We start from the raw sequence: 25,876 nt of genomic DNA, 5'->3' as shown, positions 1-25,876 counted from the left end.
CTGATGCTGCGGCTCGCCGCGTCGGCGCTGGTGGTGCTCATCGCACCGCCTCTGTATCTGATGCTCGACCTCGCTGTGGTCGGCAGGCTCGGTGCGTCCGAACTCGCCGCGTTGGCGGTCGCGACGCTAGTCCTCTCCGTGATAAGCACTCAGTTGACGTTCCTGTCGTACGGGACGACGGCGCGGTCGGCGAGGGCGTTCGGCGCAGGTGATCGCGATCGTGCGGTCACTGAGGGCGTGCAGGCGACGTGGATCGCTCTCGGCGTCGGCGCCGTGATCGTCGTCTTTGCATGGTTGTTGGCCCCGCGGGTGACGAGAGCGCTGGTTCCCGACGAGACCGTCGCGGCCGACGCCGCCGGGTGGCTCCGCATCGCGGTGTTCGGTGTTCCGCTGATCCTCGCCGCGATGGCCGGGAACGGGTGGATGCGCGGTGTGCAGGACAAGCGTCGGCCCGTCTACTACGTCGTCGGTGGTCTGGCCGTCGGCGCCGTGCTCTGTGTCGGACTGGTGCACGGAGTCGCAGGCTTGCCACATCTGGGGCTCGACGGCAGCGCTTTCGCCAATCTCGTCGGCCAGTCGATCACCGGTGTGCTGTTCGCCGCGCGACTGATCCGCGCCGCGCCGTCCGGGTTGGCTCCGGACCGGTCGGTGATCGCCGCGCAACTGCGGATGGGCCGCGACTTGATCGTGCGGAGCCTGTCATTCCAGATCTGTTTCATCTCGGCGGCCGCAGTGGCCGCTCGCTTCGGTGTCGCACAGGTGGCGGCCCACCAAGTGGTGTTGCAACTGTGGGAGTTCATGTCCCTGCTGCTCGACTCGCTCGCGATCGCCGCACAGCAGCTCGTTGGAGCAGCGTTGGGCGCGAAGACATTCGACGTCGCACGGCGCACTGCGCGGAGCGTGACCGGCACATCGCTCGCCGTGTCCGCGGTGCTGGCCGCGGCATTGGCGATCGGCGCCGGTGTGTTGCCGGGCATCTTCACCTCCGACACTGCGGTCCTTGACGCGATCACCACGCCGTGGTGGTTCTTCGTCGCCATGCTGCCGATCGCCGGGATCGTGTTCGCATTGGACGGCGTCCTGCTGGGTAGCGGCGACGCCGCATTCCTGCGGACCGCTACCCTCGCGGGTGCGTTGTGCGCATTCTTTCCGATGATCTGGCTGTCGCTCGTCTTCGACTGGGGGCTGGCCGGGATCTGGACGGGGCTATTGGCCTTCATGTGCACGCGGCTGGCCGCGGTGGTCTGGCGTGTGCAATCCGGCGCCTGGGTTCGGTGAGGCGCTGGTACTCACACCTGGTCGAGCGGGACGCTCGAATCAGCGAGCTTGTTCACGTCGACGGTCCGCCCAGAGGTGATGAGGTCGGCGACGGCGTCACCCTGATCCCAGATGTTCACGTTCATCCCTGCGACGACGACGCCGCCGTCGAGCCAGAATGCGAGGAACTCGCGGGCCACGGTGTCCCCGCGGACGACGACGTCGTTCTTGCCGGACGCGAGTCCCCGGTACTCCATGCCGAGGTCGTACTGGTCGCTGAAGAAATAGGGGAGACGGTCGTAGACCTGCGAGCCGCCGAGCATGTTCGCGACAGCGACGGCCGGCTGGTTCTGGGCGTTGGCCCAGTGCTCCACGCGAAGACGGCCGAGCTTGGGATGGTCGTGGTTCGCTATGTCGCCGACGGCGTAGACGTCGGGATCGCTGGTGCGCAGGCCTGCGTCCACGTCGACGCCGTTCGACACCTGCAGGCCGGCGTCCTGCGCGAGTTCGACGTTGGGCACCGCCCCGATGCCGACGAGGACGGCATCGGCGGGGATCTGGTCGCCGTCGTCGGTCGTGACCGATCGGGGAGCGACGGCGTCGACACCGACACCGAGTCGCAGGTCTACGCCGTTCTGACGGTGCAGGTCGGCGAAGACATCGCCGATCCGGGCTCCGAGGATCTTCTCCAGAGGTCGGCTCTGCGGCTCGATCACTGTGACTTCGGCTCCGGCCTGACGGGCGGTAGCGGCGACCTCGAGGCCGATCCATCCGCCGCCGACGATCACGAGATGTCGCCCCTCGCCGATGGCGTCTGCGATCTTCTCCGACTCGTCGATGGTCCGGAGGTAGAGTGCGCCCTCGGCGCCGTCCAGATGTCGTGACGACGAGCCCGTCGCTAACAGGAGCTTGCGGTACGCGACCGACGACCCGTCGTCGAGGTGAACCTGATGTGCGTCGCGATCGATCCGAACGGCGCGCACGCCTACACGCAGGTCGACGTCGTGCGAGACGTACCAGTCGGCGTCGAATGTGAATGCATCCGCGCGCTCGTCGCTGCCCGCGAGGTACCCCTTCGAGAGGGGTGGACGTTCGTAGGGGAGGTGCTGCTCCGCGGCGATCAGGACGATCGGTCCGTCATATCCCTGTTCGCGGAGCGCCTCCGCAGTCTTCGCGCCCGCCAGTCCGCCACCGATGATCACCTGTGCGTCGCTCATGGAACCCACCGTACGCCGACCTCTGGACAGTGAACACCCTCTGTGGAAGCATATTGAACATGTTCAGTGAACGTGTTCAGTCTGGTCGTGCCGGTCGACGCGACCAGACTCGGGAACGGGTCGTCGAATGTGCTCAACGGTTGTTCGCCGATCGGGGTTTCGCGGCGACGACAGTGCGACAGATCGCAGCCGAGGCCGGAGTCAGCGTCGGCACGGTGATGGGCGTCGGCGATAAGGACGCGTTGCTGCTCGCGGCGTTCGATGGCTGGATCGGCGCCGTGCATCGTGCACGCGACGGGTTGGATCCAGTGGCGGCCGGCGCGGATCCCGTCACCCGCATCGGTGACGCGGTCGCACCGTTCCTGGACTTGTTCGACGCCGATATGCCCCTTGCCCGCGAGTACGGAGCCGTCTTGGCTCGTGGTGAAGCGACCACCGAGGTTTTCGGTGAATTGGCTATCGCGCTCCACGACGAGTTCGCCGCAGTGTTCGCCGACGCGGGGTTGGGCGAGGATGCACTTCGCGCCGCCCGCGCCGTCTACCTCGCCTACCTCGGTCTGGTGATGACCTCGGCTATCACGGGCAGCGACGCCGCGTCGATCCGCGACGAACTCGAATCGGTTGCAACAGTGATACTTCGATCCCCGCGAAAGGACTCGTAGATGTTCTCCACTCCCGGTCCGGTCTGGCCGGTGATAGTCCTCGCCGTCGTCATCGGTAGTGACGCACTCATGTCGATCCGCCCGCCGCAGTTCATCCGCGACTGTTACGCGGGCGTCGGCTTCCCTCTCGAATGGGGCTGGGCGCTGGTCTACGTGAAGCTGCTCGCCACCGCCGGACTGATCGTCGGGATCTGGCACGACGGGGTCGGCGTCGCGGCGACGGCGGGCGTCGTCGCCTATTTCGTCGCGGCGGCCATCGCTCACTTGCGAGCACGGTTCCTCGGGTCCGAGTTCTGGATCAATTGTCTGGGGATGCTGGCGTTGTCACTCGTCGTGCTCGGTTGGTCGTTCGCCTTCTGAGCGTGTCGTGCGCCGCCTCGTCACGACATGGTGCCGGAGCGACGTAGGTACATCGCGAGGCCTTTCGTCAGCGGCAGCGAGTCCAGGTCTGCGTCGCAGGCCCATCGCACGTCGTCCGCGTCGTCGCCGGCCTGAAGCGTCCCGCCGACGACGGTGGCGGCGAAGTCGTGGATCTCGAAGACGCCGTACTCGTCATATGGAACCTCGACGGACCAGAGTTCCTCGCCGATCTCGACCTGCAGACCCGTCTCCTCGAGAACCTCGCGCCGCGCAGCCTCAGCGAACGTCTCACCGTCCTCGACGTGCCCGCCGGGCACCGACCAATGTCCCCGTTCGGGTTCGTGACCGCGTTGGACGAGCAGGACCCGACCCATGTCGTCGACGATCACGGCGCTCGCCGCAAGAACTCGTGTCATCGCTACACCGTAATCCCACACGGGCGCGAGGACGCGGCCGTGGCAGCATGGTCTGCATGGCGACACTCTGGGCGATCAGCGACCTGCACGTGTCGCATCGCGGCAACGAGGACATGATCGATCGGATCCGGCCGACCGACGAGGGAGACTGGCTGATCGTGGCAGGCGACGTCGCCGAACGCACCGATGACATCGTCGATACGCTGCGTCGCCTCGCGACCCGCTTCGAGAAGGTTCTCTGGGTGCCGGGAAACCACGAGCTCTACACCACGGCCAAGGATCCGCTGCAGATCTTCGGGGTGGCGCGCTACGACTACCTCGTACAGGCGTGCCGGGAGCTCGGTGTCGTGACGCCCGAAGACATTTACCCGCTGTTCGATCCGCAGGACGGGAGTAGCTCGGTCCGCGTCGTCCCGATGTTCTTGCTGTACGACTACACATTCCGCCCCGAGGGGACGACGACCGCGCTGCAGGCGCTCGCTGTGGCGCGCGACCGGAACGTCGTCGCGACCGACGAGTTCCTGCTGTCGCCGGAGCCGTTCGGTACGCGCGACGCGTGGGGCCGGGACCGGATCGCGCAGACCCTGCGACGCCTCGAGGCGCTCGACCCCGCTGAGAAGACGGTTCTGATCAACCACTGGCCGCTGCGGCGAGAGCCGTGCGACGTGCTCATGTACCCAGAGTTCGCATTGTGGTGCGGCAGTGAGCTCACCGCAGACTGGCACCTCCGCTTCAACGCGATGTGCAGCGTCTACGGGCACCTGCACATTCCTCGGACCACGTGGTACGACGACGTCCGATTCGAAGAGGTGTCGGTCGGATATCCGCGCGAATGGAAGCGGCGCGGCCTCCCGGAACCGCTGCTGCGGCAGATCGCTCCGGACCCTGGCACACGACCCGAGGATGTGCCGCACCAGGGCCTGCGCTTCGAGGTGCCGCCCGACTACGAGGCGCGCGCCGTCGAGTTCCGAAAGAAGCTGGAGGAGCGTCGCGGCAATCAGGCCTCCCGCGGATCGACGTAAGTCCAGAACATGGCACCATTGACGCCATGATTTCGCGACTCGTGCCGGCCGGGGTCGGCGCCTCCGAGGCGTTCGAGGACCCGCCCGGTCTGACGGCGATGCCCGCCGAAGACGTCCTGATCGCCAAGGCGGTGGAGAAACGGCGCCGTGAGTTCATCACGGCACGGCACTGTGCGCGTCAAGCCTTGGGGCAGTTGGGTTTCGAACCGGTTCCGATCATGCGTGGCGATCGCGGAATGCCGTTGTGGCCGAGCCAGGTGGTCGGGAGTATGACGCACTGCGATGGATATCGGGCAGCGGTCGCCGCCTACTCGATGCAGGTGAGGTCTCTCGGCATCGACGCCGAACCACATCTGCCTCTGCCTGACGGCGTGCTCGATCACACCTCTGTCCCGGCCGAGCGCGAGGTGCTCGGCACACGCGACGACTCGATCCACTGGGACCGACTTCTGTTCTGCGCGAAGGAGGCCACCTACAAGGCATGGTTCCCGCTGACCCAACGCTGGCTCGGCTTCGAAGACGCCCACATCACGTTCCAACGGGGCGCCGACTCCGGGGAGGGCGCAGTCACCGGCACCTTCTCGTCACGGATTCTGATCGACGGCTCGACGGTCGACGGCGGTGCCCCGCTGCTGACCCTGCCCGGCCGCTGGAGCGTCGCCGACGATTTGATCTTGACCACGATCGCGTTGACCTGACATGGCCGATCTATCGATTGAGAACGCCGGACTCCTCGTCCTCGATAAGGCCGCCGGGGTCACCAGCCACGACATGGTGTCCAAGTCGCGCAAGGTATTCGGGACGCGACGGGTCGGCCACGCGGGGACCCTCGACCCGATGGCGACCGGAGTGCTGGTCCTCGGCATCGAGCGTGCGACCAAGCTGTTGGGTCTGCTGTCATTGACGACCAAGTCGTACACGGCGACCATCCGTCTCGGGCAGTCGACCGACACCGACGACGCCGAGGGCGAGCCGATCGGAGTATTCGACACGGCGGCCGTCACCGATGAGCAGATCGCGGCAGGCGTCGCCGAACTGACCGGTGACATCGCCCAAGTACCCGCACGCGTGAGCGCGATCAAAGTGGACGGCAAACGCGCGCACGCTTTGGCGCGAACGGGGGAGGAGTTCGAACTCGCGGCGCGCCCCGTCACCGTCTCTCGGTTCGCCGTCCTCGACAGCCGACGCCTCGACGGGTTCGTCGACCTCGAGGTGGAGGTCGACTGCTCGTCGGGAACCTACATTCGTTCCCTCGCGCGCGACCTCGGTGCTGGACTCGGAGTCGGCGGACACCTGACGGCCTTGCGGCGCACCGCAGTCGGGCCGTTCACCCTCGAATACGCCCGCACGTTGGACGCTGTCATCGCCGATCCCGGGCTCAGCATGGGGATCGACGACGCCGCCAAGCTCTGCTTCCCGCTCCGGGAGATCTCCGATGAGGATGCAGAGTCGATCAGTCAGGGACGATGGCTCGAACCGATCGGCCGCAAAGGCATTTACACCGTCGTTGACCAGTCCGGCCAGGCCATCGCCCTGGTACAGGAGAAGGGCCGCAGGGCGAGTTCGGTGATGGTGGTGCGTCCGGCGAACCTCCGTTGACGCCGGGGACCTCTAGGCGAACAGGTGAGGCGCGTCTCCCGTGCGGTACGCGCTCCACCCCGGATCGCCGGTCATCGCGAACGACGTCCATGCGGCGTGCATCCTGACGGCCAGGTCGCGGTCCGGAGCGGGGCCGACAAGCCAGTGCGCGTCGTCGACGTGATCGAACACGTACGGAATCTCGACGGCATGACCTGCGCGGATCCCCATGACCGGACTGTGTCGCCCGAACTCGTAAAGGAACGTCGGTTCGTCGGGCCGAGCGGCGGCCATCGCGCGCGTCGGGTCGACGAAGCCGTTGCGGGTGAGCTCGGCGCACAGGGCGTCGCCTGCCCTCGCGCCGCCCGCAACCGACTCGTCGAGTCGGTCGGTCGACGCACCGGACCGTGCCAGGACCGACTTCGCCGTCGGCCCGTCGACGGCGTCGACGATCCCGGTCGGTGCAAGGAAGAAGTGAAACTCGTCGGCGTTCCAGCCCGCGAGCAGGGCCACGCCCGCCCCGGCGCCGGCTGCGATCGAGTCGATCGGGGCAGCGGGCAGAACATCGCCGTCGATCACCGGCAGGAAGCTCATCACACCGAGCCCGGCGCGGACCACGGTCTCGCCCCAGACCGCTGGGTCGGGGTCGAGTGAGAGCGCCAACGCGACCTCGGTCTGGGCTGCCAACAGTGCGTCGGGCGAGATCTCGGCCCAGGCGCTCGCGGTCGGCTCCACACCGAGGATCTCAGACGTTCGAGCAGTCACCTTTTGGGCATCGTCGCCCGCCGCGACGCTGATTCCGTTGCCGCTCTCCATAACTGCGCGTCGGAACAGACCTGCTGCGCGTGGCGAGGACAGCAGGGAGGCCACGCTCATCGCACCCGCGGACTCACCCATCACAGTCACCTGCGACGGGTCGCCCCCGAATGCCGCGATGTTGTCGCGTACCCACTCGAGAGCCGCGATCTGGTCGAGGATGCCGCGATTGTCCGGTGCACCGTCGAGCGATGCGAAGCCAGGGGCGCCGAGTCGGTAGTTGACGCCGACGAAGACCAGGCCGTCGCGAGCGAACGTGTCACCGGAGTAGATCGTGAGCCGGTTGGAACCGCGGGTGAATGCGCCGCCGTGAATCCAGACGAGGACGGGCAGATCCTCGGCCGCCGGGTCGGGGGTCCACACGTTGACGTTCAGGTAGTCGTCGCCGAGTGCGACGACGTTCTCCAGAATCGACGCGGTCGGCTCTGGGTACCCGACTTGCGGCGCGGTCGGGCCGCAGGCCGTCGCGTCGCGGACCGCAGTCCATGGCTCGGGCGGTTGCGGCCTGGCGAGCATCAGAGCGCCGACCGGAGGTGCCGCGTACGGGATTCCGAGGAAGGCAGAGGCGGCCGACCCGGTGGTCGTCACCACCCGCCGACCGCGGACCGGACCGTGCGAGGTGTGGACGATGGGGCTGCGCGTGGAGACTTCGGTCACGGTGTCGACCGTAGCCGCAGAACGCGCAAAGGTGTGCGCTGAATCGTCGGGCGTGCCGTCAGTCCTGGTGGAGGAAGATCGCGCGCGCCGCGATATCGCCCAAGTGGATCGGCTCGCTGTCGTCGACGGAGATCGTCACGGTGCCCGCGAATGGGCGCTTCTCGACGATGCGAACACGGCTGTCGAGGGCGACGCCGATCTCTTCGAAGTAGCGGAGCATCTCCGGATCGGAGTCGGAGATGCGATTGATGACACCGGATTCGTCGATCGCGAGATCCGCGAGTTGAAGCGCTGCGGCGTCGGGGACGATGCCGTCGACGCCGGGGATCGGGTCGCCGTGCGGGTCGCGCTTGGGATGGCCGAGCTTGGCGTCGATGTGCGCCAGCATGCGTTCGGACACCGCGTGCTCGAGGACCTCGGCGTCCTCGTGGACCTGGTCCCAGCCGTAGCCGAGTTCGCGCACCAGAAAGGTCTCCAGGAGTCGGTGTCGTCGAACCATGCTGATCGCGGCTTCGCACCCGTCGTCGGTGAGCGTCACCGCACCGTACGGCGCGTGATCGACGAGGCCCTGATCTGAGAGCTTGCGAATGCCCTCGGATGCGGTCGAGGGCGATACCCCGAGCTTCTCGGCCAGCAGTTTGGTCGTGACCTTCACATCAGACCATTCCTGAGTCGTCCAGATCACCTTCAGATAGTCCTGGGTCACAGACGAGAGTTCGTCGACCGGTCGAGAGTCGGGCATATGTACGACCTTACCCACCCTCGCGTGTCGTGGCTTCTACCGTGGGCGTGCCGCGTCACGCGTGGAGTCGTACTGTGGAGCCGTGTTGCGTTGGCGAGGTTTGGACGATGTACCTGCCGGGTGGGGCCGCTGCGTGGTGACCATCGGCGTGTTCGACGGCATTCACCGTGGGCACGCCCAATTGGTGAACGCGGCGACGCGGGCCGCGGCCGAACGCGGTGTGCCGTCGGTGTTGATGACCTTCGACCCACACCCGTCCGAAGTAGTGCGACCGGGCACGCACCCGCCACAACTGTCGACGCTGCGCCGTCGTGCCGACCTCACAGAAGAGATGGGCGTCGACGTCTTCTGTGTCATTCCGTTCACGCCGACGGTCGCTGCCCAATCGGCCGAAGAGTTCGTCCACGAGGTCCTCGTCGAAGAACTGCACGCAGCCGAAGTGGTCGTCGGCGACAACTTCACATTCGGGCACAAGGCGCTCGGTGACGTGCCGAAGCTCCGTGAACTCGGGCAGCGGTTCGGCTTCGAGGTGACGGCGGTGTCGTTGTTCGGTGAGCACGCGGTCACCTATTCGTCGACCTACATCCGTTCGTGCATCGCTTCGGGAGACGTGGAGCTGGCCGCCGAAGCGCTCGGACGGCCGCATCGAGTCGAAGGCGCCGTGGTGCACGGCGAGCGCCGAGGCCGCGACCTCGGGTATCCGACAGCGAACGTCGCCCCACCCGAGCACGCGGCGATACCCGGTGACGGCGTGTACGCAGCCTGGTTCACCGTTCTCGGTGACAAAGAGGGGGACGGCTTCCGCATTGGCGAACGGTATGCGGCCTCGGTGTCGGTCGGCACCAATCCGACGTTTTCCGGCCGGAACCGGACCGTCGAGGCGTACATTCTCGACCTCGATGCGGACCTTTACGGGCAGCACGTGGCAGTCGACTTCGTCAGCAGGCTGCGGGGGATGGAGTCGTACGACGGGATCGACGCATTGATCACCGCGATCGGCAACGACGTCGATCGCACACGCACGATCCTTTCCGTCGAAGGCGATTGACCCGAGTGCCCGTTCGACGATTGTCGTAAGTCCCTCTGCCCCTGGTACAGTTCACCGCTGGTGTCAGCTGCGGTCCGTGGTGGCGCACCCCCTGCCGGGTGGCGGGGTCCGGGCACGGAACTGAAATCAAGGAGACTCTCATGGCACTCACTGCCGAGGAGAAGAAGGCCGTCCTCAACGAGTACGGCGTGCACGAGACCGACACCGGTTCGCCGGAAGCTCAGGTCGCACTGCTGACCAAGCGAATCAAAGACCTGACCGAGCACCTCAAGCACCACAAGCATGACCACCACAGCCGTCGTGGTCTGCTGTTGCTGGTCGGCCGCCGTCGTCGCCTGCTCAAGTACTTGGCGAGCGTGGACATCAACCGCTACCGCTCGCTGATCGAGCGTCTGGGCATGCGTCGCTGACGTTGGCCCACTCCGCTCGACATGCGGACTTGGTTCTCTTCGAGGCCGCGACCCGTCACACGGGTCGCGGCCTCGAAGTGTATTAGCCAGGGGAAATGTTAGGATCAACCCGGTGCAATGATCTGCCGCCAACGGCAACGCAGTCGTGACTCGTCAGATCGGTCCTCGGTAGTGGCTGTCGGAAGTGCAAAACTCCGGCCGCTTCGATCGAAGGCCGTCTACCTACAGCGCACGAAGCGCTGATCATGACTGCGACAGCCGTTCACGCTCCTCATCCACCCCGATCCGCCGCGAATCGCGACGGGTCTGCAACTGCATATCCGGATCGTCCACCGTCGTGGCTGACTGCAGCTACCGGATCGTTGGGCGACCAGAACAACACAAGGGATTCTCACTACATGACTGATGTCATTACCGACGACTTCGACGACTTCGACGAATCGATCACCGAAGTCTCTGCCGTCATCGACAACGGTGCATTCGGCACGCGGACCATCCGCTTCGAGACCGGACGCCTGGCTCTGCAGGCCGCAGGCTCGGTCGTCGCATACCTCGACGAGGGGACGATGATCCTCTCGACCACCACCGCGTCGAAGTCGCCGAAAGAGCACTTCGACTTCTTCCCGCTCACCGTCGACGTCGAAGAGCGCATGTACGCCGCCGGTCGCATCCCGGGATCGTTCTTCCGTCGCGAAGGTCGGCCGTCTACCGACGCCATCCTGACTTGCCGCCTCATCGACCGTCCGTTGCGTCCGTCGTTCGTCAGCGGACTCCGCAACGAGATCCAGGTCGTCGAGACCGTTCTGTCGCTCGATCCCAAGGATATATACGACGTGGTCGCGATCAACGCGGCATCGGCGTCGACCCAGATCTCCGGGCTGCCATTTTCCGGCCCCGTCGGCGGCGTCCGCGTCGCACTCATCCCGACCCTCGCCGGTGAAGGCGAAGGCCGCGAGGAGAACAAGGCGGGCCAGTGGGTCGCGTTCCCGACCGTCGAACAGCTCGAAGGCGCCGTGTTCGACATGGTCGTCGCGGGCCGCATCGTCTCGGGTGAGGGCTCCGACGCCGACGTCGCCATCATGATGGTCGAGGCGGAGGCAACCGAGAACGTGCTCGACCGCATCGCCGGTGGCGCACAGGCTCCGAGCGAGGCGATTGTCGCCGAGGGACTCGAAGCAGCCAAGCCGTTCATCGCTCAGCTCTGTGAGGCGCAGAAGCAGCTCGCTGCTGCCGCCGCCAAGGAGACCCGCGAGTTCCCGCTGTTCCCGGCCTACGCCGACGACGTGTACGACGCTGTCGCCGAGTTCGCCACCGCACGCCTGAGCGATGCTCTCGCGATCGCGGGCAAGCAGGAGCGCGACGACGCGACCGACGCACTCAAGGGCGACGTCCTGGAAGCGTTGGGCGAGAAGTTCGAAGGCCGCGAAGGCCAGATCGGCGCAGCCTACCGCTCGCTGACCAAGAAGCTCGTCCGCCAGCGCATCCTCACCGACCACTTCCGCATCGACGGTCGCGGCATCACCGACATCCGCGCGCTCTCCGCGGAGATCGGCGTGATCCCGCGCGCACACGGCAGTGCACTGTTCGAGCGCGGCGAGACCCAGATCATGGGCGTCACCACGCTGGACATGGTCAAGATGGCGCAGACGATCGACTCGCTCGGACCCGAGACGAGCAAGCGGTACATGCACCACTACAACTTCCCGCCGTACTCGACCGGTGAGACCGGCCGCGTCGGCTCGCCCAAGCGTCGCGAGATCGGCCACGGTGCGCTCGCCGAGCGTGCGCTCGTGCCGGTTCTGCCGAGCGTCGAAGAGTTTCCGTACGCGATCCGCCAGGTGTCCGAGGCCCTCGGATCCAACGGTTCGACGTCCATGGGTTCGGTGTGTGCATCGACCATGTCGCTGCTCAACGCGGGCGTTCCCTTGAAGGCTCCGGTCGCAGGCATCGCGATGGGACTCGTCTCCGACGAGGTCACCATCGACGGCAAGACCGAGACCCGCTACGTCGCCCTCACCGACATCCTCGGTGCCGAGGACGCGTTCGGCGATATGGACTTCAAGGTCGCAGGCACCAAGGACTTCGTGACCGCGCTCCAACTCGACACCAAGCTGGACGGCATCCCATCGCAGGTCCTGGCCGGTGCGCTGAGCCAGGCGAAGCAGGCCCGTCTGACCATCCTGGACGTTCTGGCCGAGGCCATCGACGAGCCGGACGAGATGAGCCCCTTCGCCCCGCGGATCACGACGATCAAGATCCCGCTGGACAAGATCGGCGAACTGATCGGCCCCAAGGGGAAGACGATCAACGGCATCACCGAGGACACCGGTGCCAACATCTCGATCGAGGACGACGGCACCGTGTTCATCGGCGCCGCCGACGGTCTGTCCGCTCAGGCGGCGATCGACAAGGTCAACGCGATCGCGAACCCACAGCTGCCGAAGGTCGGGGAGCGCTTCCTCGGAACCGTCGTCAAGACGCCGGCGTTCGGCGCGTTCGTCTCGTTGCTCCCGGGCCGGGACGGGCTGATCCACATCAGCAAGCTGGGTAACGGAAAGCGCATCGGCAAGGTCGAAGACGTCGTCAAGGTCGGCGACAAGCTTCAGGTCGAGATCGCCGACATCGATGAGCGCGGCAAGATCAGCCTCATCCTCGTCAGCGACGAGGGTGACGCGGTGAAGATCGAGGAGCAGGCCGACGCCTGATCTGATTTGACCCGATCTCGCCTCCGGCCCGCGATGCCCTTTCGGCATCGCGGGCCGGAGGCGTCTTTCACGGGGAACCGATGGGTAGTGTCAGCACTACCGTGAACACTCGACGCCGCACCACTGAGATCGTCGAGTCGGCTCAATAGCGTTGAACACATGACAATAGATGAGATGACAGCGACCAGATCTCCGTGGCGTGGACTCGGACGGTCGCCGCTGCGCTATTTGGCGTCGTCCGAGCCCTGGCGGGGGATTGCGTACACCCTCACGACTCTGGTCCTCGGGTGCCTGATGTTCCTGGCGTACGTGGTCATCGTGCTCCTGCCGTTCGCACCAGCGTGGTCGAACTTGCTTGGGAAGATCGACCGGCAGCGGATCAGGCTCCTCGGCGTCCCTGCGATCGTCGACCCGCACACCCCGGTCGACGGAAACCTTCCGACCCGGATGGGGGTCCGTCTCGGCGAGCCGTCCACATGGCGCGAAGTCGTCTACTCGCTGTTCCTCGCGATCTACGGACCACTGGTCGGGATCGGCCTGTCGATCGTCGCAGTCGCCGTCGGCGTCTTCGCCTTCGCACCGGCGATCGCACAGCAGGGCGAGGTGATCAATCTGTGGAATTGGACGGTCGACTCGGTCGGCGAGTCCTGGTGGATGGTTCCGATATCGCTCCCGCTCATCGTCATCGGTCTCTATTTGAGCGGTGTCGCGGCGGCGATCGCCGCGTCGATCGCGATGTGGCTGCTCGGCCCTCGTGAAGAGGAGCTCGCCGCGCAGGTCGAGGCACTGGAGTCCTCGCGCGGTGTCCTCGTCGGATCCTTCGAAGCCGAACGCCAGCGGATCGAGCGCGATCTGCACGACGGTCCGCAACAGGACCTCGTCGGCGCCGCGATGCAGCTCGGCGAGCTCGCGCAGACCAGCGGTGATCCTACGGTGCGCACCGAAGTGGAGGCGGCCCACGCCCGAGTCGAACGCGCCCTGTCGGGCCTGCGCGAGACTGTACGCGGCGTGCACCCCAAGGTCCTCGATGACTTCGGCCTCGAGGCGGCGTGCGCCGAACTCGGCGACCCGATCGATGTGCGGGTGATCCCCAGCGCTGGATGGGCTCCGGGCCGTCGGCTTCCCGTGCCGTTCGAGCGGGCGATGTACTACACGGCAAGCGAATCTGTGACCAACGCCGTGAAGCACGGACGGGCGTCGACTGTGACGATCGAACTGTCCGATGTGCTCGACGTGGTCACTATGGTCGTGACCGACGACGGGGTCGGCGGCGCCGACCCGGCCCGCGGAAGCGGGCTTGCCGGGCTCGTCGAACGTGCTCATGCGCTCGGCGCGACGCTGACCGTCACCAGCCCGCGGGGTGGCCCCACCGTGCTTCGGTGGACCGGTCACATCAGGCAGTAGTCGATCGGGAAGACTCGAACAGGTGGGAGTGCGCATCGTTCTGGCCGAGGACTCGGTTCTGCTGGCCGAAGGCCTGGTGAGGATCCTCGAACGTGCCGGTCATGAAGTCATCGCGACCGTGCGTGACGCCGCTGCGCTGCGCAGGATCGACCTGACCGGAGTCGACCTCGTGGTCACCGATGTCCGGATGCCGCCGGGCGACGGCGACGACGGGCTACGCGCAGCCCTCGACCTCCGACGAGACCGGCCCGCATTGCCAGTCCTCGTGCTGTCCCAGTACGTGGCGGCCGCGTACGCGCGTCGGCTGCTGTCATCCGAGCGGGGCGGAGCCGTCGGCTATCTCCTCAAAGAGCGGGTCGGCCGCGTCGACGACTTCCTGCGAGCGGTAGAGACCGTCGTGTCCGGTGGCGTCGTGGTCGACCCCGAGGTGATCTCGAAGATGTTCGGGTCCGTGGTCATCGAACGACTCACGCCGCGCGAACGCGAAGTCCTCGCGCTCATGGCGCGCGGCGACAGCAATTCGGAGGTCGCTGCCGAACTGGTCATCTCCGACGCGGCTGTCGCGAAGCACGTGTCCAACATCTTCACCAAACTGGACCTGCCGCCCGAGACGGAGAACCGTCGGGTGCGGGCGATCCTGATGTATCTCGCGCAGGCCTGACCGCCGGTCAGGCGATCTTGATACGGCCCGTCGAACCGTTGATCTCGCGTAGCCTGCCCGACGTCGATTTCACGTCGCCGAAGTAGCGGATGCGGTAATCGCCCGGGCTCGCGTTCCGCGGAACGCGCCAGGTGACGGTGACCTTCGACGCCGACGGACTGCCGCCCGGCCGGACCCACGTCATCTCGGTTGATTCGTGGTCGTCGGAGTAGACGGTCTCCCACCCGGTACCGGTGAATCTCTCGACCGCGAAGTAGCGGCGCGATCCACGACGGACCCGGTTGCTCGGATATGAGCCGCAGAAGCTCGCCGAGACTGTCGATCCCGTCGTCGCCGACGTCGGAACCTTCGAGACGACCTGTCCGAACCGGCGGCCGGGCATCGGAGTATCGGCGGGCTGCGCACCCAACAGGTCAGGCTGCAGATCGGCGCGATCGGCAGGCGGCGTGCCCGCTGAGTGCTTCGCACCGCGTCTCATCGCGCGAGCGAGGTGGTCCATCTCCTGCATGTACGCGCAGAGCGTCCACCGGCCGAACAACGTCTCGCCGCCCTCGTACTGCTGCGACACGTACTCTTCGGGCGTCACGACGTACTGGCAGTAGCCGTTTGAATATCCCTGCAGCAGAACGTTCTCCAGCGGAACGCCCATCGCGTCAGCGACGATCCGCCGCACGCGCAGACCGGCGACGATCGTGGACTCCGTGGGCAGCGCCGCCAGAACGAGGTCGCCGATCCGCATCAATTGAACGGGAAGTCGCTGCTCGATCCACGAGCGCGGCGGCAGGATGCCGAGCGGGAACAGGATGGCCTTCGGCGACTGATTGTCGACGATCCACGGATCGGGGGTCGGCGTGCTTCCCGCACCGAGTGCCATCGCGAGTTCGTTCCGCACCCCCTCGTTCAGAAACCCGAGTTGGCTCCGGGTGTTCTCCTCCTGGCTCGTCGCGGCGGCGGCTGCACCCATCATGGCGGGGGAGGTGCGGGCCGACTTGCCGTGCGGCGTGTAATGGCCGTTGATGTGGACGTTCGCCATGTCGACATAGCGTGTGGCCGAATCGACGCCGCCTGCGGTCATCGGCCGCGCGGCCGCGAGCGCCGACTGCCCGGCGCGGTCCTGGCGTCGTCCGATGATGATCCGGTTGCTGCGATGATCGCCCGTCGGCCCGCCCGGATGCATTTTCCGGACCCACAGGTTCGGCGTCATGTCGCCTGCATTGGTCTGTGCGTGCGCACTCACGATATTCGAGTCGCGTTGCTCGCCGAGGTACGCCGCGTACCCCTTGTTGTCCGGGCCGATCAGATAGTTCGCGTCGGTCAGTGACGTGCCGTGCGTGGCGAACCAGGTGATCTCGCCTATCGTGGTGCCGCCCTGCCGGAGTCGGATCGCGGTGACCTGGGGGTCGATGTGCGACGGGAAGTGCTTACGGTCCGGTTCCGGATTGAGCTTGAACGCGTCGTGCGAGCGGTTGGCGCTAGCGTTGTGCAGTTCGGAGTGGCCCAGCTCGACGGTCCCAGGTCCGAGTGAGGAGTGTGCCTGTTCGACGGCGTCGAGGAGTCCATCGATCTCGGCCTGGAAGGAGTTGTGCCGGTGGCCTTTCGCCGCCAGGATGTACGCGTAATCCCATGAGGTGCCGCCGCACGAGTTGTGGTTATGGGTGGCATTGATGTTGACGTTGTGCACGTTGTAGAGGTCGCCGTGCCGTTTGCGGAGTTCGGCGAGCAACGTGTTGTGGTGCGAGGTGAACACACACGCGATGTCGGCTGTGATGAACAGGACTCGCTGACCGGTCGCGGCGTCGGCGACGATATAGGCGCGCGCCCACGTACGTTGCAGCAGGCCGGTCGCCACCTGGTCGAGATCGGAATAGCCCATCATGCCCTGGCCGGCGATCGCGCCGGTCATGTCGCCCTTGCCTGCGCCGACCAGATATCCGGATGCGGCGTGCGCCTGCCCGGCGGAGCCGGCGGCGGTGGCTCCGAGCCCGATCGAGGCAGCGGTCGCGGCCGCGCCGACAGCGGTCGCCTGTAGGAAGGTGCGGCGTGGGACGTCAGGCATCGGGCTCCTTGAATGACACAGGTTCTCATAGATGGACGTTGTGACTCTAACCTCACCTGATCGATCGATCAATACTTGTCGGAGGTCGGTAACGATGATCGTGTCCCGCGCCGCCGCGGCCTGCCTTCTAGACTGGGAGGCGATCAGCGACGAAAGGCTTACAAGTCATGAGTGACGCCATCGCAACGGGCGTGTTGGGCAGCAACGGCAAGGTCGGTAAGGCGATCGTCGAAGGAGTGGAGTCCGGCGACGGCGTCGAGTTCACGGTCGGCGTCGACAAAGGTGATTCCCTCCAGCGTTTCGTCGACTCCGCGACCAGTGTGGTCGTCGACTTCACGCATCCCGACGTCGTTATGGACAACCTGAAGTTCCTGATCGACAACGGGATCAACGCTGTCGTCGGCACCACCGGTTTCACGCAGGAGCGCTTGGACACCGTCCGCGGCTGGCTGGGCGACGACCCGCGCAGCGGCGTGCTCATTGCACCCAACTTCGCGATCGGCGCGGTCCTGTCGATGCACTTCGCGCAGCAGGCGGCACGGTTCTTCGACTCGGTCGAGGTCGTCGAACTGCACCATCCTCACAAAGCCGACGCACCGTCCGGTACGGCGGGGCGAACGGCACAGTTGATCGCTGCGGCCCGCGGCGAGGCCGGGCTCGGCGCGTCGCCCGACGCAACGTCGACCGGACTCGAGGGTGCTCGCGGGGCAGACGTCGACGGTGTGCGCGTGCACTCGGTTCGGCTAGCCGGGCTCGTCGCGCACCAGGAAGTCCTGTTCGGCACGCAGGGCGAGACGCTGACGATCCGCCACGACTCGATGGACCGCAACTCGTTCGTACCGGGTGTCCTGCTCGGGGTCCGCGAGATCGGCTCGCGGCCGGGGCTGACGGTCGGTCTCGAACATTTGATGGATCTGTGACGCGTGGCCTCATCTCGTAAGCACGACGCTCGGCCGATCGTCGCGGTGATCGCGTTCCTGGTGATCGCGATGTGCGTCTACTTCGTCATCCTCGGCCGGATGGCGTACCGACTGATCGAGCACGGGACCGGCGTCTCGATCGGGCTCGGCATCGGTATATTCATCCTCCCGCTGCTGGGCGTATGGATGATCGTCTCGACGCTTCGCTCGGGGATCGAGCATCAGCGGATGGCCGCGGACGTCGCTGATCTGGGGCGTGAACTCGATGTCGACGATCTTCCGCGTCGACCGTCGGGGCGCATCGAGCGCGACGTCGCCGACGACCTGTTCGCCCAAGTGAAACAGGAGTGGGAGGCCGATCCGAGCGACTGGGTCCGCACCTATCGGATCGCCCGCGCGTACGACTACGCAGGTGACCGTTCCCGGGCCCGGGAGATGATGAAACGGGCATCGGGTCAGTACCGCGAGGCGAAGGGCTGAGATGTCCGCGCACGAAACGATGCTGAGCGAGGGCGAAGCCCTCTGGGCGTCGGTGCTCGACCGAGTCGACGACGACCATCTCACGGCGGCGAGCGGATGCCCGGGATGGACGAACCGGGACCTCATCAACCATGTGATCGGCGGCGGGCACCGCTACTCGATGCTGCTCGACGGGGCGGCCGCTGACGACACGGCCTTCACGCGGGACGTCGACTACGTCGCCGACGGTGCGGTCTCCGAGTTCTGGCGGTCGGAGGAACTGCTGCGCGCGTCGGCCGCGACGGCAGATCTGAGCGCCGACGTCGACCATCGGGTACGTCGTCGGCCCGGGCGCGACCTCGTTCCGATGCGGACGATGGAGCTGACGTTGCACACGCTCGACCTGTGCACGGGCATCGGCGTCGAGTGGACGCCGTCCGCCGCTCTCGCCGAGTACCTGTTGACCGACGCCGCGTCGATCATCGAGGACATCCGTGGTGCGGGAGCGTTCGCTCCGGCCACCGAGCCGGCGTCGCACGCGCCGGTGGACCGGCTCCTCGCCTTCGCCGGCCGAGACGCTCGCTGAACCGGAGTGCGTCCCGCTAGAGCGGAGTGACGGTGACCGACGTCGTGACCACGTCGTCGACGATGAACCACAGGGCGATGCCGTCCTCGTAGTCGGTGGTCGCGATGGTCGCGGCGGTGCGCGGGGTGATCGGCCGCAGATACTCGACGACAGCGCGATGGGGCGCAGCGGACAGGCCCGGTCGACCCTCGAGCACGGCGTGGACCGCGTGCCAGTAGGCGACGTTGTTCATGTGCCCGAGCGCATCGAAGTCGGTGGTGCGCAACGCGAACGTCGAGTAATCGATGTCGGCGTCCGGGACTTGGTCGGGAGACGCCGGATTCATCGACTTCCATTTGAGGCGGGTCTCGGTGACGTCGGTGTTCCAATCCTCGATCGACTCGTCGTCGATCCGGGACGGTGTGCCGTCGCGCGTCACGTTGATGCAGAAACTCGACGTCTCGACGAGACCGGTCGGACGATCGGCGTCAGCGAATCCGGTCGCAGTCGGGATCCCGGTCAGTCGTTGCCGCATGCCGACCCACCGGGACGACGTGGCCTCGCACCACCGCTCGATGTGCACATCGCCGGGCCAGGTGATCGGTTCGAGCACGTCGATGACGTTGCGGCGCACGATCCAGAAGGGGTTCGTCTGACCCCAGTCCGACTCATCGATCATATCCATCGCGATGTTCTGGAGCAGGCGCGCCAGCGCATCGTGCCGGACGCTCATGTCGGGTGCCACGTCCTCCATGCGGAGTCGGTAGGTGCGCTCATAGGTGCGCGCATGCGGTGGCCGGGCGGCGAGCGTGCTGGTGTGCGTCATCGGTGTCCCCTCGATTGCATGTCGAGTCGATCGTGCCACGTGGCGTCCGACCGCACGCGAGTGCCCGCGGTCACCCGTCTCGGAGACCCCGGATCTGCCACCATGGATCCCATGGCTCGTCTGCTGATCGTCCACCACACGCCGTCGCCGCACTGCCAGGCCATGTTCGAGGCGGTGCTGAGCGGTGCGACCGACCCGGAGATCGAGGGCGTCCAGGTGGTGCGTCGCGCAGCGCTGTCGGTGACGGCGACCGACTTCCTCGACGCGGACGGCTACCTGTTGGGCTCTCCGGTGAACCTCGGCTACATCTCCGGTGCGTTGAAGCACGCGTTCGACGGCAGCTACTACCAGATCCTCGACTCGACCAGGGCGCGGCCGTTCGGGATGTACCTGCACGGCAACGAAGGCGCGGAGGGGGCGGTGACCGCCGTCGACCGGATCACCGCCGGACTCGAGTGGACCAAGGCCGCCGAGTACGTGATCGCGTCGAACAGGCCGACGAAAGATGACCTGGAGGCGTGCTGGGAACTCGGTGCGACGGTCGCCGCGGGGCTGATGGGCTGAGGAGAGCCCGATCAGATCCGGTACACGCGGCGGGCGTTGTCGGAGAACACTGCGGGTAGCGCGGCGTGGCCGTGGGCGTCGTCGACAGCCGCGGCAACCATCTGAACGGTGTCGTCGAACGTCAGGATCGGGGCGTCGATCGGCATGTTGGACCCGTAGATCAGGCGGTCGACGCCGAACACCGCCGCAGTCGCTCTCAGGATCGGGTGCCACTGCTCGGCGAGCTCAGCCCGGCTCGTCGGCCCCGAATGACCGAGGACCGGCATCCCGTACCCGGACAGCTTCGCGACGACGTTCGGTTCGGCGGCCACCGCGGCGATCGCGTCGAGCCAGCGATCGCGCATGGCGGACCGCTCGGCGCTCGACCTTCCCGTGTGCCTGCCCCGCGGACCCACGACGCCGGGTTCGGTACCCAGATGGTTCACGACGACCGTCGTGTCCGGATACTCGCGGGCGAGGGTCGCGACGTCGGGTAGCTGGTGGGCGTACACCCAAGCGTCGAAGGTGAGGCCGTGCTCGGCGATCGCGGCGAACCCGGATAAGAAGTCCTTGTCCGCGTACAGATTCGGCACGTCCGTCCAGGACTTGACACCCGGGTCGGGGTGCACCGGCGCGGAGCATCGGATACCGACCAGGTTCGATGTCGACGCGACGTGCGCGTCCAGGATCGCCCTGCCGTCGCGCCACCGGGGATCGAAGTGTCCGACGATCCCGCCGAGCGTCAGATCGTCCGGGAAATCGAGTCCGTTGATCCATGCGGACTCGTCGGCGGCGCCGAATCCGTCCGCCTGCCAGGAGGCCTCGATGTGGACGACGGTGCCCACGCGGCAGTCGTCGCTGCGCACGAACGCGGCGTAATCGTCGGGGAGGAAGGGCTGAGCGACCCATCTCGGCGACCCGACGAACTCGCGGTTCGCACGGGGCACGATGAAGCCGAACGCCTTCTCGAGTAGTCGCGGAGCGACGGAGTACAGCCGGGCCGGGCCGGACGCCTCGCGCGGCGTGGTCAACGGGTCCCAGAGGTGCATGTGGGCGTCGACGATGTCGCCGAGTCGATATCTCATCGGTTCACCCTAGGCCGCTGCGGGCGATGACCTCGGTACACTCGGCCAGGTGAGCACGTCCATCCCCACCCCGTACGAAGACCTGCTGCGCCTGGTCATGGAGACCGGCACGCCGAAGGCGGACCGCACCGGCACCGGGACGCGGAGCGTGTTCGGTCATCAGATGCGGTTCGACCTGTCGATGGGCTTCCCGCTCGTCACCACCAAGAAGGTGCACCTCAAGTCGATCGTCTACGAACTGCTGTGGTTCCTGCGCGGCGATTCGAATGTGACCTGGCTTCAGGACCACGGAGTCACGATCTGGAACGAATGGGCCGCGGACGACGGCGAGCTCGGTCCCGTCTACGGCGTGCAGTGGCGCAACTGGCCGACGCCGTCAGGCGAGCACATCGACCAGATCTCGGTGGCTCTCGAGACGTTGACCGCCAACCCCGACTCGAGGCGGAACATCGTCTCAGCGTGGAACGTCGGTGAGATTCCGCAGATGGCGTTGCCGCCCTGCCACGCGTTCTTCCAGTTCTATGTGGCCGACGGCAAACTCAGCTGCCAGCTGTATCAGCGCAGCGCCGACCTGTTCCTCGGCGTCCCGTTCAACATCGCGTCGTACGCGCTCCTCACACACATGATGGCGCAGCAGGCGGGCCTCGAGGTCGGCGACTTCGTGTGGACCGGCGGCGACTGCCACATCTACGACAACCACCTGGACCAGGTCCGCGAGCAGCTCTCGCGCGACCCGTACCCGTACCCGACGCTCGAATTGCGTAAGGCGGCGTCGATCTTCGAGTACGAGTACGACGACGTGCAGGTGGTCGGATACACCTCGCATCCCGCGATCAAAGCACCCGTCGCCGTCTGAGACCGGAGGACACATGACCGTCTCGCTCGTGTGGGCGCAGGACCTCGCAGGCGCCATCGGCAAGGCCAACACGATTCCGTGGCGCGTCCCCGAGGACATGGCGCGTTTCAAGGAGTTGACGGGAACCGGTGCCGTCGTGATGGGCCGAAAGACGTGGGAGTCGCTGCCACCCAAGTTTCGACCGCTCCCGGGCCGACGGAACGTCGTCGTGACGCGCAACGTCGCGTTCGATACTCCGGGCGCCGAGACCGTCAGCGGACTCACCGAAGCGCTCGAATTGACCGGCGGGGTCGCCTCGGTCATGGGCGGCGGCGAGATCTACACGGCGGCAATGGAGTTCGCGTCCGAACTGCGGATAACCGAAATCGATGTGCTGGTCGAAGGTGCGGATGCGTTCGCCCCGGAGATCGACGCCGACGTGTGGACGGTCGCGGCACGAGGCGAATGGGAGACGTCGCGAACAGGCACCAGGTACCGGTTCGTCGACTACGTGCGGACAGATCGATGAACTCCCTGATAGCAGGCGGGACGCCCTGATGGCAGACCTGTCGATCGGGCAGGCCCGCAGAATCGCCTTGGCCGCACAGGGTTTCGCGGACCCTGCTCCCGGCGGAGCGCCCACTCGCCGACACTTCCGCCGGGTTCTCGCGCGCACGAGGCTGCTTCAGATGGATTCGGTCAACATCCTGGCCCGAGCGCACTACCTACCTGCCTTCAGCCGACTCGGCGCGTACGACGACGCCTTGCTCGATGCGGCAGCCTGGCGTGACACCGCCAGAGCGCCGCGCCTACTCGCTGAGTACTGGGCTCACGAGGCCGCGCTGATTCCCGTCGGCGACTGGCCGCTCTTCGGATGGCGGATGGACGATTACCGCGGCGGCCGGTACCGGTACACACGAGAGGTGCTGGCACGCAACAGATCCCTCGCCGCCGATGTTCGCGACGTGATCGTCGGGCGTGGTGCGTCGACTCCGCGGGACGTCGAGGAGGTGCTCGGGATCGAACGCGCGCCGGGGGAGAAGGGCTCGTGGTGGACGCGTGGTGAAGTGAAGCACGTGTGCGAGGCGCTCTTCGCCTCTGGCGACCTCTCGGCCACGCGTAACGCCAACTTCGTCCGCCACTACGACCTCGCCGAACGAATCGTCGGCGAACAGGTGAACGTCACGGTGCCGCGGGTCGACGCCCACCGCGAACTCGTCGCTCGCGCGGCCGCGGCGCACGGCGTCGGGACCGTCGCCGACCTGGCCGATTACTACCGGTTGAAGACCGCCGATGTGAAGGCGGTGCTTCCGGACCTGCTCGATGCCGACGTCGTACGCGAGGTGTCGGTCGACGGCTGGACCGAACGGGCGTACCTGCACCAGGACACGCGGATCCCGCGGTCGGTGCGCCGATCGACGCTGCTGTCGCCGTTCGATCCGCTGGTCTTCTTCCGGCCACGCACCCAGCGACTGTTCGAGTTTCACTATCGCATCGAGATCTACGTACCAGAACACAAACGGATCCACGGCTACTACGTGCTGCCGTACCTGATGGATGAGCAGATCGCAGCACGAGTCGATCTGAAGGCAGATCGCGCGAGCGGCGTCCTGCACGTCCTGTCGGCTCACATCGAACCCGGCGTCGACCGGGGCGTGGTCGCCGAGTCGCTGGCCGCAGATCTGCGGACGACGGCGATGTGGCGGGGACTCGACGAGGTCCTGATCCACCCGCGCGGCGAACTGTCAGGGGCGTTGTCGGCGGTGTGCTGAGACCGAGCGCAGTCGTCAGCGCTGCGACTAGGGTGATCGAGGTGAGGATTCGCGACGCGCGACGCGACGACGTACCTGCGACGCAGCGGATCGAGGTAGCGGCAGGACGGTTGTTCGCGGATCTGGACATGGACCTGGTCGCCGCAGACGAGCCGCTGCCCATTCAGGCCCTGGCGGAGTACGTCGACGACGGACGCTGTTGGGTGGCAGTCGATTCCGACGACCAGCCGATCGGATACCTCATCGCTGAGATGGTCGACGGCTCAGCACACGTCGAGCAGGTGTCCGTCGACCCCGAGTACGCCGGGCGACGTGTGGGCGCCGTACTGATCGAACGCGCCGCGGAGTGGGGCAGAGCAAGACACGCGCCGACCCTCACACTGACGACCTACGTTGACGTCGGGTGGAACGGTCCGTACTACGAGCGGCTCGGGTTCGAGTACCTCGCCGAATCAGACGAGACGCCCGGTCTGAGGTCCAAACGTGCGCACGAGAGGTCGCTGGGACTGGATCGATGGCCCAGGGCGTGCATGGTGCGTGTTCTGCACACGCGCTCTAGTGTCTAAGTATGAGCACATTCGCGCGGGTCGCCCGAGTAGTCAACACCGCCGTCACACCGTTGCTGTCAGCGCCGCTCATCGGCCCGCTGCTCGGCAAGTCGATGACGGAGATCAGTTACACCGGCCGCAAGAGCGGTAAGCGGTTCACCCTGCCCGTGGCGTTTCGGCGGCAGGCAGACGGAACGATCCTCGTCGGTGTGGCGGCAGCGTCCCAGAAGACGTGGTGGCGAAACTTTCAACCAGGTCCGACTCCGATCACGATCAGAATCGACGGTGTCGAGCGTAGCGGGACCGGGGTCGCGAAGGTCGGCCAGAAGGGGACTTCGGTCGTCGTCACCCTCGACGACGTGTGACACGGAGAACTCGCTCGATACACTCGCGCCATGACCACAGCCCTCCTTCGAGACGTCACCCTCCGCGACGGCTTGCAGCTGACAGGCAAGACCCTCGACGTAGCAACCCGCGTCGACCTCGCTCGCACACTTCTCGGCGCGGGCATACCGGAACTGGAGATCGGGTCGATGGCCCGCCCGGATCTCGTCCCGCCGATGGCGGGAACACTCGACATCGTCGCTGCTCTCACACCCGCTGAACTGGACCGCTGTTGGGTCTGGGTTGCGACTCCCCGTCACGTCGAGAAGGCCGTCGCGGCGGGAGTGAAGAACGTCCAGTACTGCTTCTCCGCGTCGGACGCACACAATAAGGCGAATATCGGTCGTCTCACGGAGGACTCGGTGGCTGCGATGCCGGCAGCCGTCGACATCGTGCAGGAGGCGGGCGGGCGCATCCAGTTGTGCATCGCGACCAGCTTCACCTGCCCGTTCGACGGCGCCGTCGATCCTGATCGGGTCCGCGGGATCGTCGCCGATCCCCGGACGGCGGGTGCCGACGACGTCGTCCTCGCCGACACACTAGGCCAGGCGCATCCCGGTCAGGTTCGGGACTTGTTCTCGACCGCGCCCGCACGCGACCGCCGACTCGTCTTCCACGGTCACGACACCTGGGGGATGGGCGTGGCGAACGCGCTCGCCGCGATCGACGGCGGCGCCCGGGTCGTCGACGGTGCGCTGGCCGGCCTCGGCGGCTGTCCGTTCGCGCCCGGTGCGAGCGGGAACACCGCGTCCGAAGACCTGCTGTTCGCGACGCGGCCTTACTATCTCACTCCGCGGGTGCTCGCCGATCTGGTGCGCGCAGGAGAGACGCTGCTCGAGGAACTCGGTGAGGCGTCCCGGTCGAAGGCGGCGCAGGGCGCGCGGTCGGAGGCGAAGGCGTTCGACTGGGTCATCGGCTGACCGCAGTG

The 25,876-nt window shown here is 66.5% G+C and carries 28 protein-coding genes; 21 read left to right on the top strand and 7 right to left on the bottom strand.

Annotated features, from left to right (window positions below; all coding sequences use genetic code 11):
- The first annotated feature begins 3 nt into the window (after positions 1 to 3).
- A complete protein-coding gene (locus ACTIMF_RS01175; RefSeq protein ID WP_442348439.1) occupies positions 4 to 1,278 on the top strand; it encodes an MATE family efflux transporter in 1,275 nt (424 codons plus the stop codon).
- Positions 1,279 to 1,289: 11 nt separating this feature from the next.
- Here the strand turns inward: ACTIMF_RS01175 and ACTIMF_RS01170 are convergent, their stop codons facing one another.
- Complete coding sequence (locus tag ACTIMF_RS01170; RefSeq protein WP_442348438.1) at positions 1,290 to 2,474, bottom strand: NAD(P)/FAD-dependent oxidoreductase; 1,185 nt, start codon at positions 2,472 to 2,474, stop codon at positions 1,290 to 1,292.
- Between the two features lie 59 nt (positions 2,475 to 2,533).
- On the opposite strand from ACTIMF_RS01170, the gene ACTIMF_RS01165 reads away from it, so the two are divergent.
- Positions 2,534 to 3,136, top strand: coding sequence for a TetR/AcrR family transcriptional regulator (locus ACTIMF_RS01165; RefSeq protein ID WP_442348437.1), 603 nt, complete (start codon positions 2,534 to 2,536; stop codon positions 3,134 to 3,136).
- On the top strand, positions 3,137 to 3,496 hold the full coding sequence (locus ACTIMF_RS01160; protein WP_442348436.1) for a DoxX family protein: 360 nt from the start codon (positions 3,137 to 3,139) through the stop codon (positions 3,494 to 3,496).
- Between the two features lie 20 nt (positions 3,497 to 3,516).
- On the opposite strand, the gene ACTIMF_RS01155 is transcribed toward ACTIMF_RS01160, so the two are convergent.
- Positions 3,517 to 3,912: an NUDIX hydrolase gene (locus ACTIMF_RS01155; protein WP_442348435.1), complete on the bottom strand. Its 396-nt coding sequence runs from the start codon at positions 3,910 to 3,912 to the stop codon at positions 3,517 to 3,519.
- A gap of 56 nt (positions 3,913 to 3,968) precedes the next feature.
- Between ACTIMF_RS01155 and ACTIMF_RS01150 the strand changes: the two genes are divergently transcribed.
- The 3 genes from ACTIMF_RS01150 to truB are packed head-to-tail and all read left to right on the top strand — an operon-like array spanning position 3,969 to position 6,533.
- Positions 3,969 to 4,934: a metallophosphoesterase family protein gene (locus ACTIMF_RS01150; RefSeq protein ID WP_442348434.1), complete on the top strand. Its 966-nt coding sequence runs from the start codon at positions 3,969 to 3,971 to the stop codon at positions 4,932 to 4,934.
- A gap of 26 nt (positions 4,935 to 4,960) precedes the next feature.
- Positions 4,961 to 5,632 carry a 4'-phosphopantetheinyl transferase family protein gene (locus ACTIMF_RS01145; protein WP_442348433.1) on the top strand — a complete coding sequence of 224 codons (672 nt, stop codon included), beginning with the start codon at positions 4,961 to 4,963 and terminating at the stop codon, positions 5,630 to 5,632.
- A gap of 1 nt (position 5,633) precedes the next feature.
- Positions 5,634 to 6,533 (top strand): tRNA pseudouridine(55) synthase TruB, encoded by a 900-nt coding sequence (gene truB, locus ACTIMF_RS01140; RefSeq protein WP_442348432.1) that lies wholly within the window; start codon positions 5,634 to 5,636, stop codon positions 6,531 to 6,533.
- Positions 6,534 to 6,545: 12 nt separating this feature from the next.
- Here the strand turns inward: truB and ACTIMF_RS01135 are convergent, their stop codons facing one another.
- Positions 6,546 to 7,985, bottom strand: coding sequence for a carboxylesterase/lipase family protein (locus tag ACTIMF_RS01135; RefSeq protein ID WP_442348431.1), 1,440 nt, complete (start codon positions 7,983 to 7,985; stop codon positions 6,546 to 6,548).
- Between the two features lie 58 nt (positions 7,986 to 8,043).
- Positions 8,044 to 8,727 carry a metal-dependent transcriptional regulator gene (locus tag ACTIMF_RS01130; RefSeq protein WP_442348430.1) on the bottom strand — a complete coding sequence of 228 codons (684 nt, stop codon included), beginning with the start codon at positions 8,725 to 8,727 and terminating at the stop codon, positions 8,044 to 8,046.
- 82 nt (positions 8,728 to 8,809) lie between these two features.
- Between ACTIMF_RS01130 and ACTIMF_RS01125 the strand changes: the two genes are divergently transcribed.
- The 5 genes from ACTIMF_RS01125 to ACTIMF_RS01105 all read left to right on the top strand — a co-directional run bounded on the left by ACTIMF_RS01125 (position 8,810) and on the right by ACTIMF_RS01105 (position 14,955).
- Positions 8,810 to 9,775, top strand: coding sequence for a bifunctional riboflavin kinase/FAD synthetase (locus ACTIMF_RS01125; protein WP_442348429.1), 966 nt, complete (start codon positions 8,810 to 8,812; stop codon positions 9,773 to 9,775).
- A 140-nt stretch (positions 9,776 to 9,915) separates the two neighbouring features.
- Positions 9,916 to 10,185, top strand: a complete 270-nt coding sequence (rpsO, locus tag ACTIMF_RS01120; protein WP_442348428.1) for a 30S ribosomal protein S15 — start codon at positions 9,916 to 9,918, stop codon at positions 10,183 to 10,185.
- A gap of 398 nt (positions 10,186 to 10,583) precedes the next feature.
- Positions 10,584 to 12,890 carry a polyribonucleotide nucleotidyltransferase gene (locus ACTIMF_RS01115; protein WP_442348427.1) on the top strand — a complete coding sequence of 769 codons (2,307 nt, stop codon included), beginning with the start codon at positions 10,584 to 10,586 and terminating at the stop codon, positions 12,888 to 12,890.
- 174 nt (positions 12,891 to 13,064) lie between these two features.
- The gene (locus ACTIMF_RS01110) at positions 13,065 to 14,294 is read left to right on the top strand and encodes a sensor histidine kinase (RefSeq protein WP_442348426.1); all 1,230 of its coding nucleotides are present in this window, start codon (positions 13,065 to 13,067) and stop codon (positions 14,292 to 14,294) included.
- Positions 14,295 to 14,316: 22 nt separating this feature from the next.
- Positions 14,317 to 14,955, top strand: a complete 639-nt coding sequence (locus ACTIMF_RS01105) for a response regulator transcription factor (protein ID WP_442348425.1) — start codon at positions 14,317 to 14,319, stop codon at positions 14,953 to 14,955.
- A 7-nt stretch (positions 14,956 to 14,962) separates the two neighbouring features.
- Here the strand turns inward: ACTIMF_RS01105 and ACTIMF_RS01100 are convergent, their stop codons facing one another.
- Complete coding sequence (locus tag ACTIMF_RS01100) at positions 14,963 to 17,011, bottom strand: neutral/alkaline non-lysosomal ceramidase N-terminal domain-containing protein (protein ID WP_442348424.1); 2,049 nt, start codon at positions 17,009 to 17,011, stop codon at positions 14,963 to 14,965.
- Between the two features lie 167 nt (positions 17,012 to 17,178).
- On the opposite strand from ACTIMF_RS01100, the gene dapB reads away from it, so the two are divergent.
- From dapB to ACTIMF_RS01085, 3 genes are read left to right on the top strand one after another with little or no spacing between them, the layout of a single operon-like run.
- Positions 17,179 to 17,931: a 4-hydroxy-tetrahydrodipicolinate reductase gene (gene dapB, locus ACTIMF_RS01095; RefSeq protein WP_442348423.1), complete on the top strand. Its 753-nt coding sequence runs from the start codon at positions 17,179 to 17,181 to the stop codon at positions 17,929 to 17,931.
- 3 nt (positions 17,932 to 17,934) lie between these two features.
- Complete coding sequence (locus ACTIMF_RS01090) at positions 17,935 to 18,411, top strand: hypothetical protein (RefSeq protein ID WP_442348422.1); 477 nt, start codon at positions 17,935 to 17,937, stop codon at positions 18,409 to 18,411.
- A gap of 1 nt (position 18,412) precedes the next feature.
- Positions 18,413 to 18,976 carry a TIGR03086 family metal-binding protein gene (locus ACTIMF_RS01085; protein WP_442348421.1) on the top strand — a complete coding sequence of 188 codons (564 nt, stop codon included), beginning with the start codon at positions 18,413 to 18,415 and terminating at the stop codon, positions 18,974 to 18,976.
- Between the two features lie 16 nt (positions 18,977 to 18,992).
- Here the strand turns inward: ACTIMF_RS01085 and ACTIMF_RS01080 are convergent, their stop codons facing one another.
- Positions 18,993 to 19,781: an acyl-ACP thioesterase domain-containing protein gene (locus ACTIMF_RS01080; protein WP_442348420.1), complete on the bottom strand. Its 789-nt coding sequence runs from the start codon at positions 19,779 to 19,781 to the stop codon at positions 18,993 to 18,995.
- Positions 19,782 to 19,892: 111 nt separating this feature from the next.
- On the opposite strand from ACTIMF_RS01080, the gene ACTIMF_RS01075 reads away from it, so the two are divergent.
- Entirely contained in the window at positions 19,893 to 20,345 is a 453-nt protein-coding gene (locus ACTIMF_RS01075) for a flavodoxin family protein (protein ID WP_442348419.1), read from the top strand.
- An 11-nt stretch (positions 20,346 to 20,356) separates the two neighbouring features.
- On the opposite strand, the gene ACTIMF_RS01070 is transcribed toward ACTIMF_RS01075, so the two are convergent.
- Positions 20,357 to 21,409 carry an amidohydrolase family protein gene (locus tag ACTIMF_RS01070; protein ID WP_442348418.1) on the bottom strand — a complete coding sequence of 351 codons (1,053 nt, stop codon included), beginning with the start codon at positions 21,407 to 21,409 and terminating at the stop codon, positions 20,357 to 20,359.
- Positions 21,410 to 21,458: 49 nt separating this feature from the next.
- Between ACTIMF_RS01070 and ACTIMF_RS01065 the strand changes: the two genes are divergently transcribed.
- Genes ACTIMF_RS01065 through ACTIMF_RS01040 form a run of 6 tightly spaced genes read left to right on the top strand, consistent with a single transcriptional unit; the run spans position 21,459 to position 25,868 of the window.
- Positions 21,459 to 22,265 (top strand): thymidylate synthase, encoded by an 807-nt coding sequence (locus tag ACTIMF_RS01065; protein ID WP_442348417.1) that lies wholly within the window; start codon positions 21,459 to 21,461, stop codon positions 22,263 to 22,265.
- 13 nt (positions 22,266 to 22,278) lie between these two features.
- Positions 22,279 to 22,773: a dihydrofolate reductase gene (locus tag ACTIMF_RS01060; RefSeq protein ID WP_442348416.1), complete on the top strand. Its 495-nt coding sequence runs from the start codon at positions 22,279 to 22,281 to the stop codon at positions 22,771 to 22,773.
- 28 nt (positions 22,774 to 22,801) lie between these two features.
- Positions 22,802 to 24,016, top strand: coding sequence for a winged helix-turn-helix domain-containing protein (locus ACTIMF_RS01055; RefSeq protein ID WP_442348415.1), 1,215 nt, complete (start codon positions 22,802 to 22,804; stop codon positions 24,014 to 24,016).
- Between the two features lie 41 nt (positions 24,017 to 24,057).
- Positions 24,058 to 24,582 (top strand): GNAT family N-acetyltransferase, encoded by a 525-nt coding sequence (locus ACTIMF_RS01050; RefSeq protein WP_442348414.1) that lies wholly within the window; start codon positions 24,058 to 24,060, stop codon positions 24,580 to 24,582.
- A gap of 2 nt (positions 24,583 to 24,584) precedes the next feature.
- Complete coding sequence (locus tag ACTIMF_RS01045) at positions 24,585 to 24,929, top strand: hypothetical protein (protein WP_442348413.1); 345 nt, start codon at positions 24,585 to 24,587, stop codon at positions 24,927 to 24,929.
- A gap of 30 nt (positions 24,930 to 24,959) precedes the next feature.
- Positions 24,960 to 25,868 carry a hydroxymethylglutaryl-CoA lyase gene (locus tag ACTIMF_RS01040; protein WP_442348412.1) on the top strand — a complete coding sequence of 303 codons (909 nt, stop codon included), beginning with the start codon at positions 24,960 to 24,962 and terminating at the stop codon, positions 25,866 to 25,868.
- The last annotated feature ends 8 nt before the right edge of the window (positions 25,869 to 25,876 follow it).

This window comes from Gordonia sp. (in: high G+C Gram-positive bacteria) (genome assembly GCF_052106715.1).
Classification (GTDB): Bacteria; Actinomycetota; Actinomycetes; order Mycobacteriales; family Mycobacteriaceae; genus Gordonia.
The sequence above is the reverse complement of the archived record's forward strand: the minus strand, read 5'-3'. Positions and strand labels throughout refer to the sequence as shown.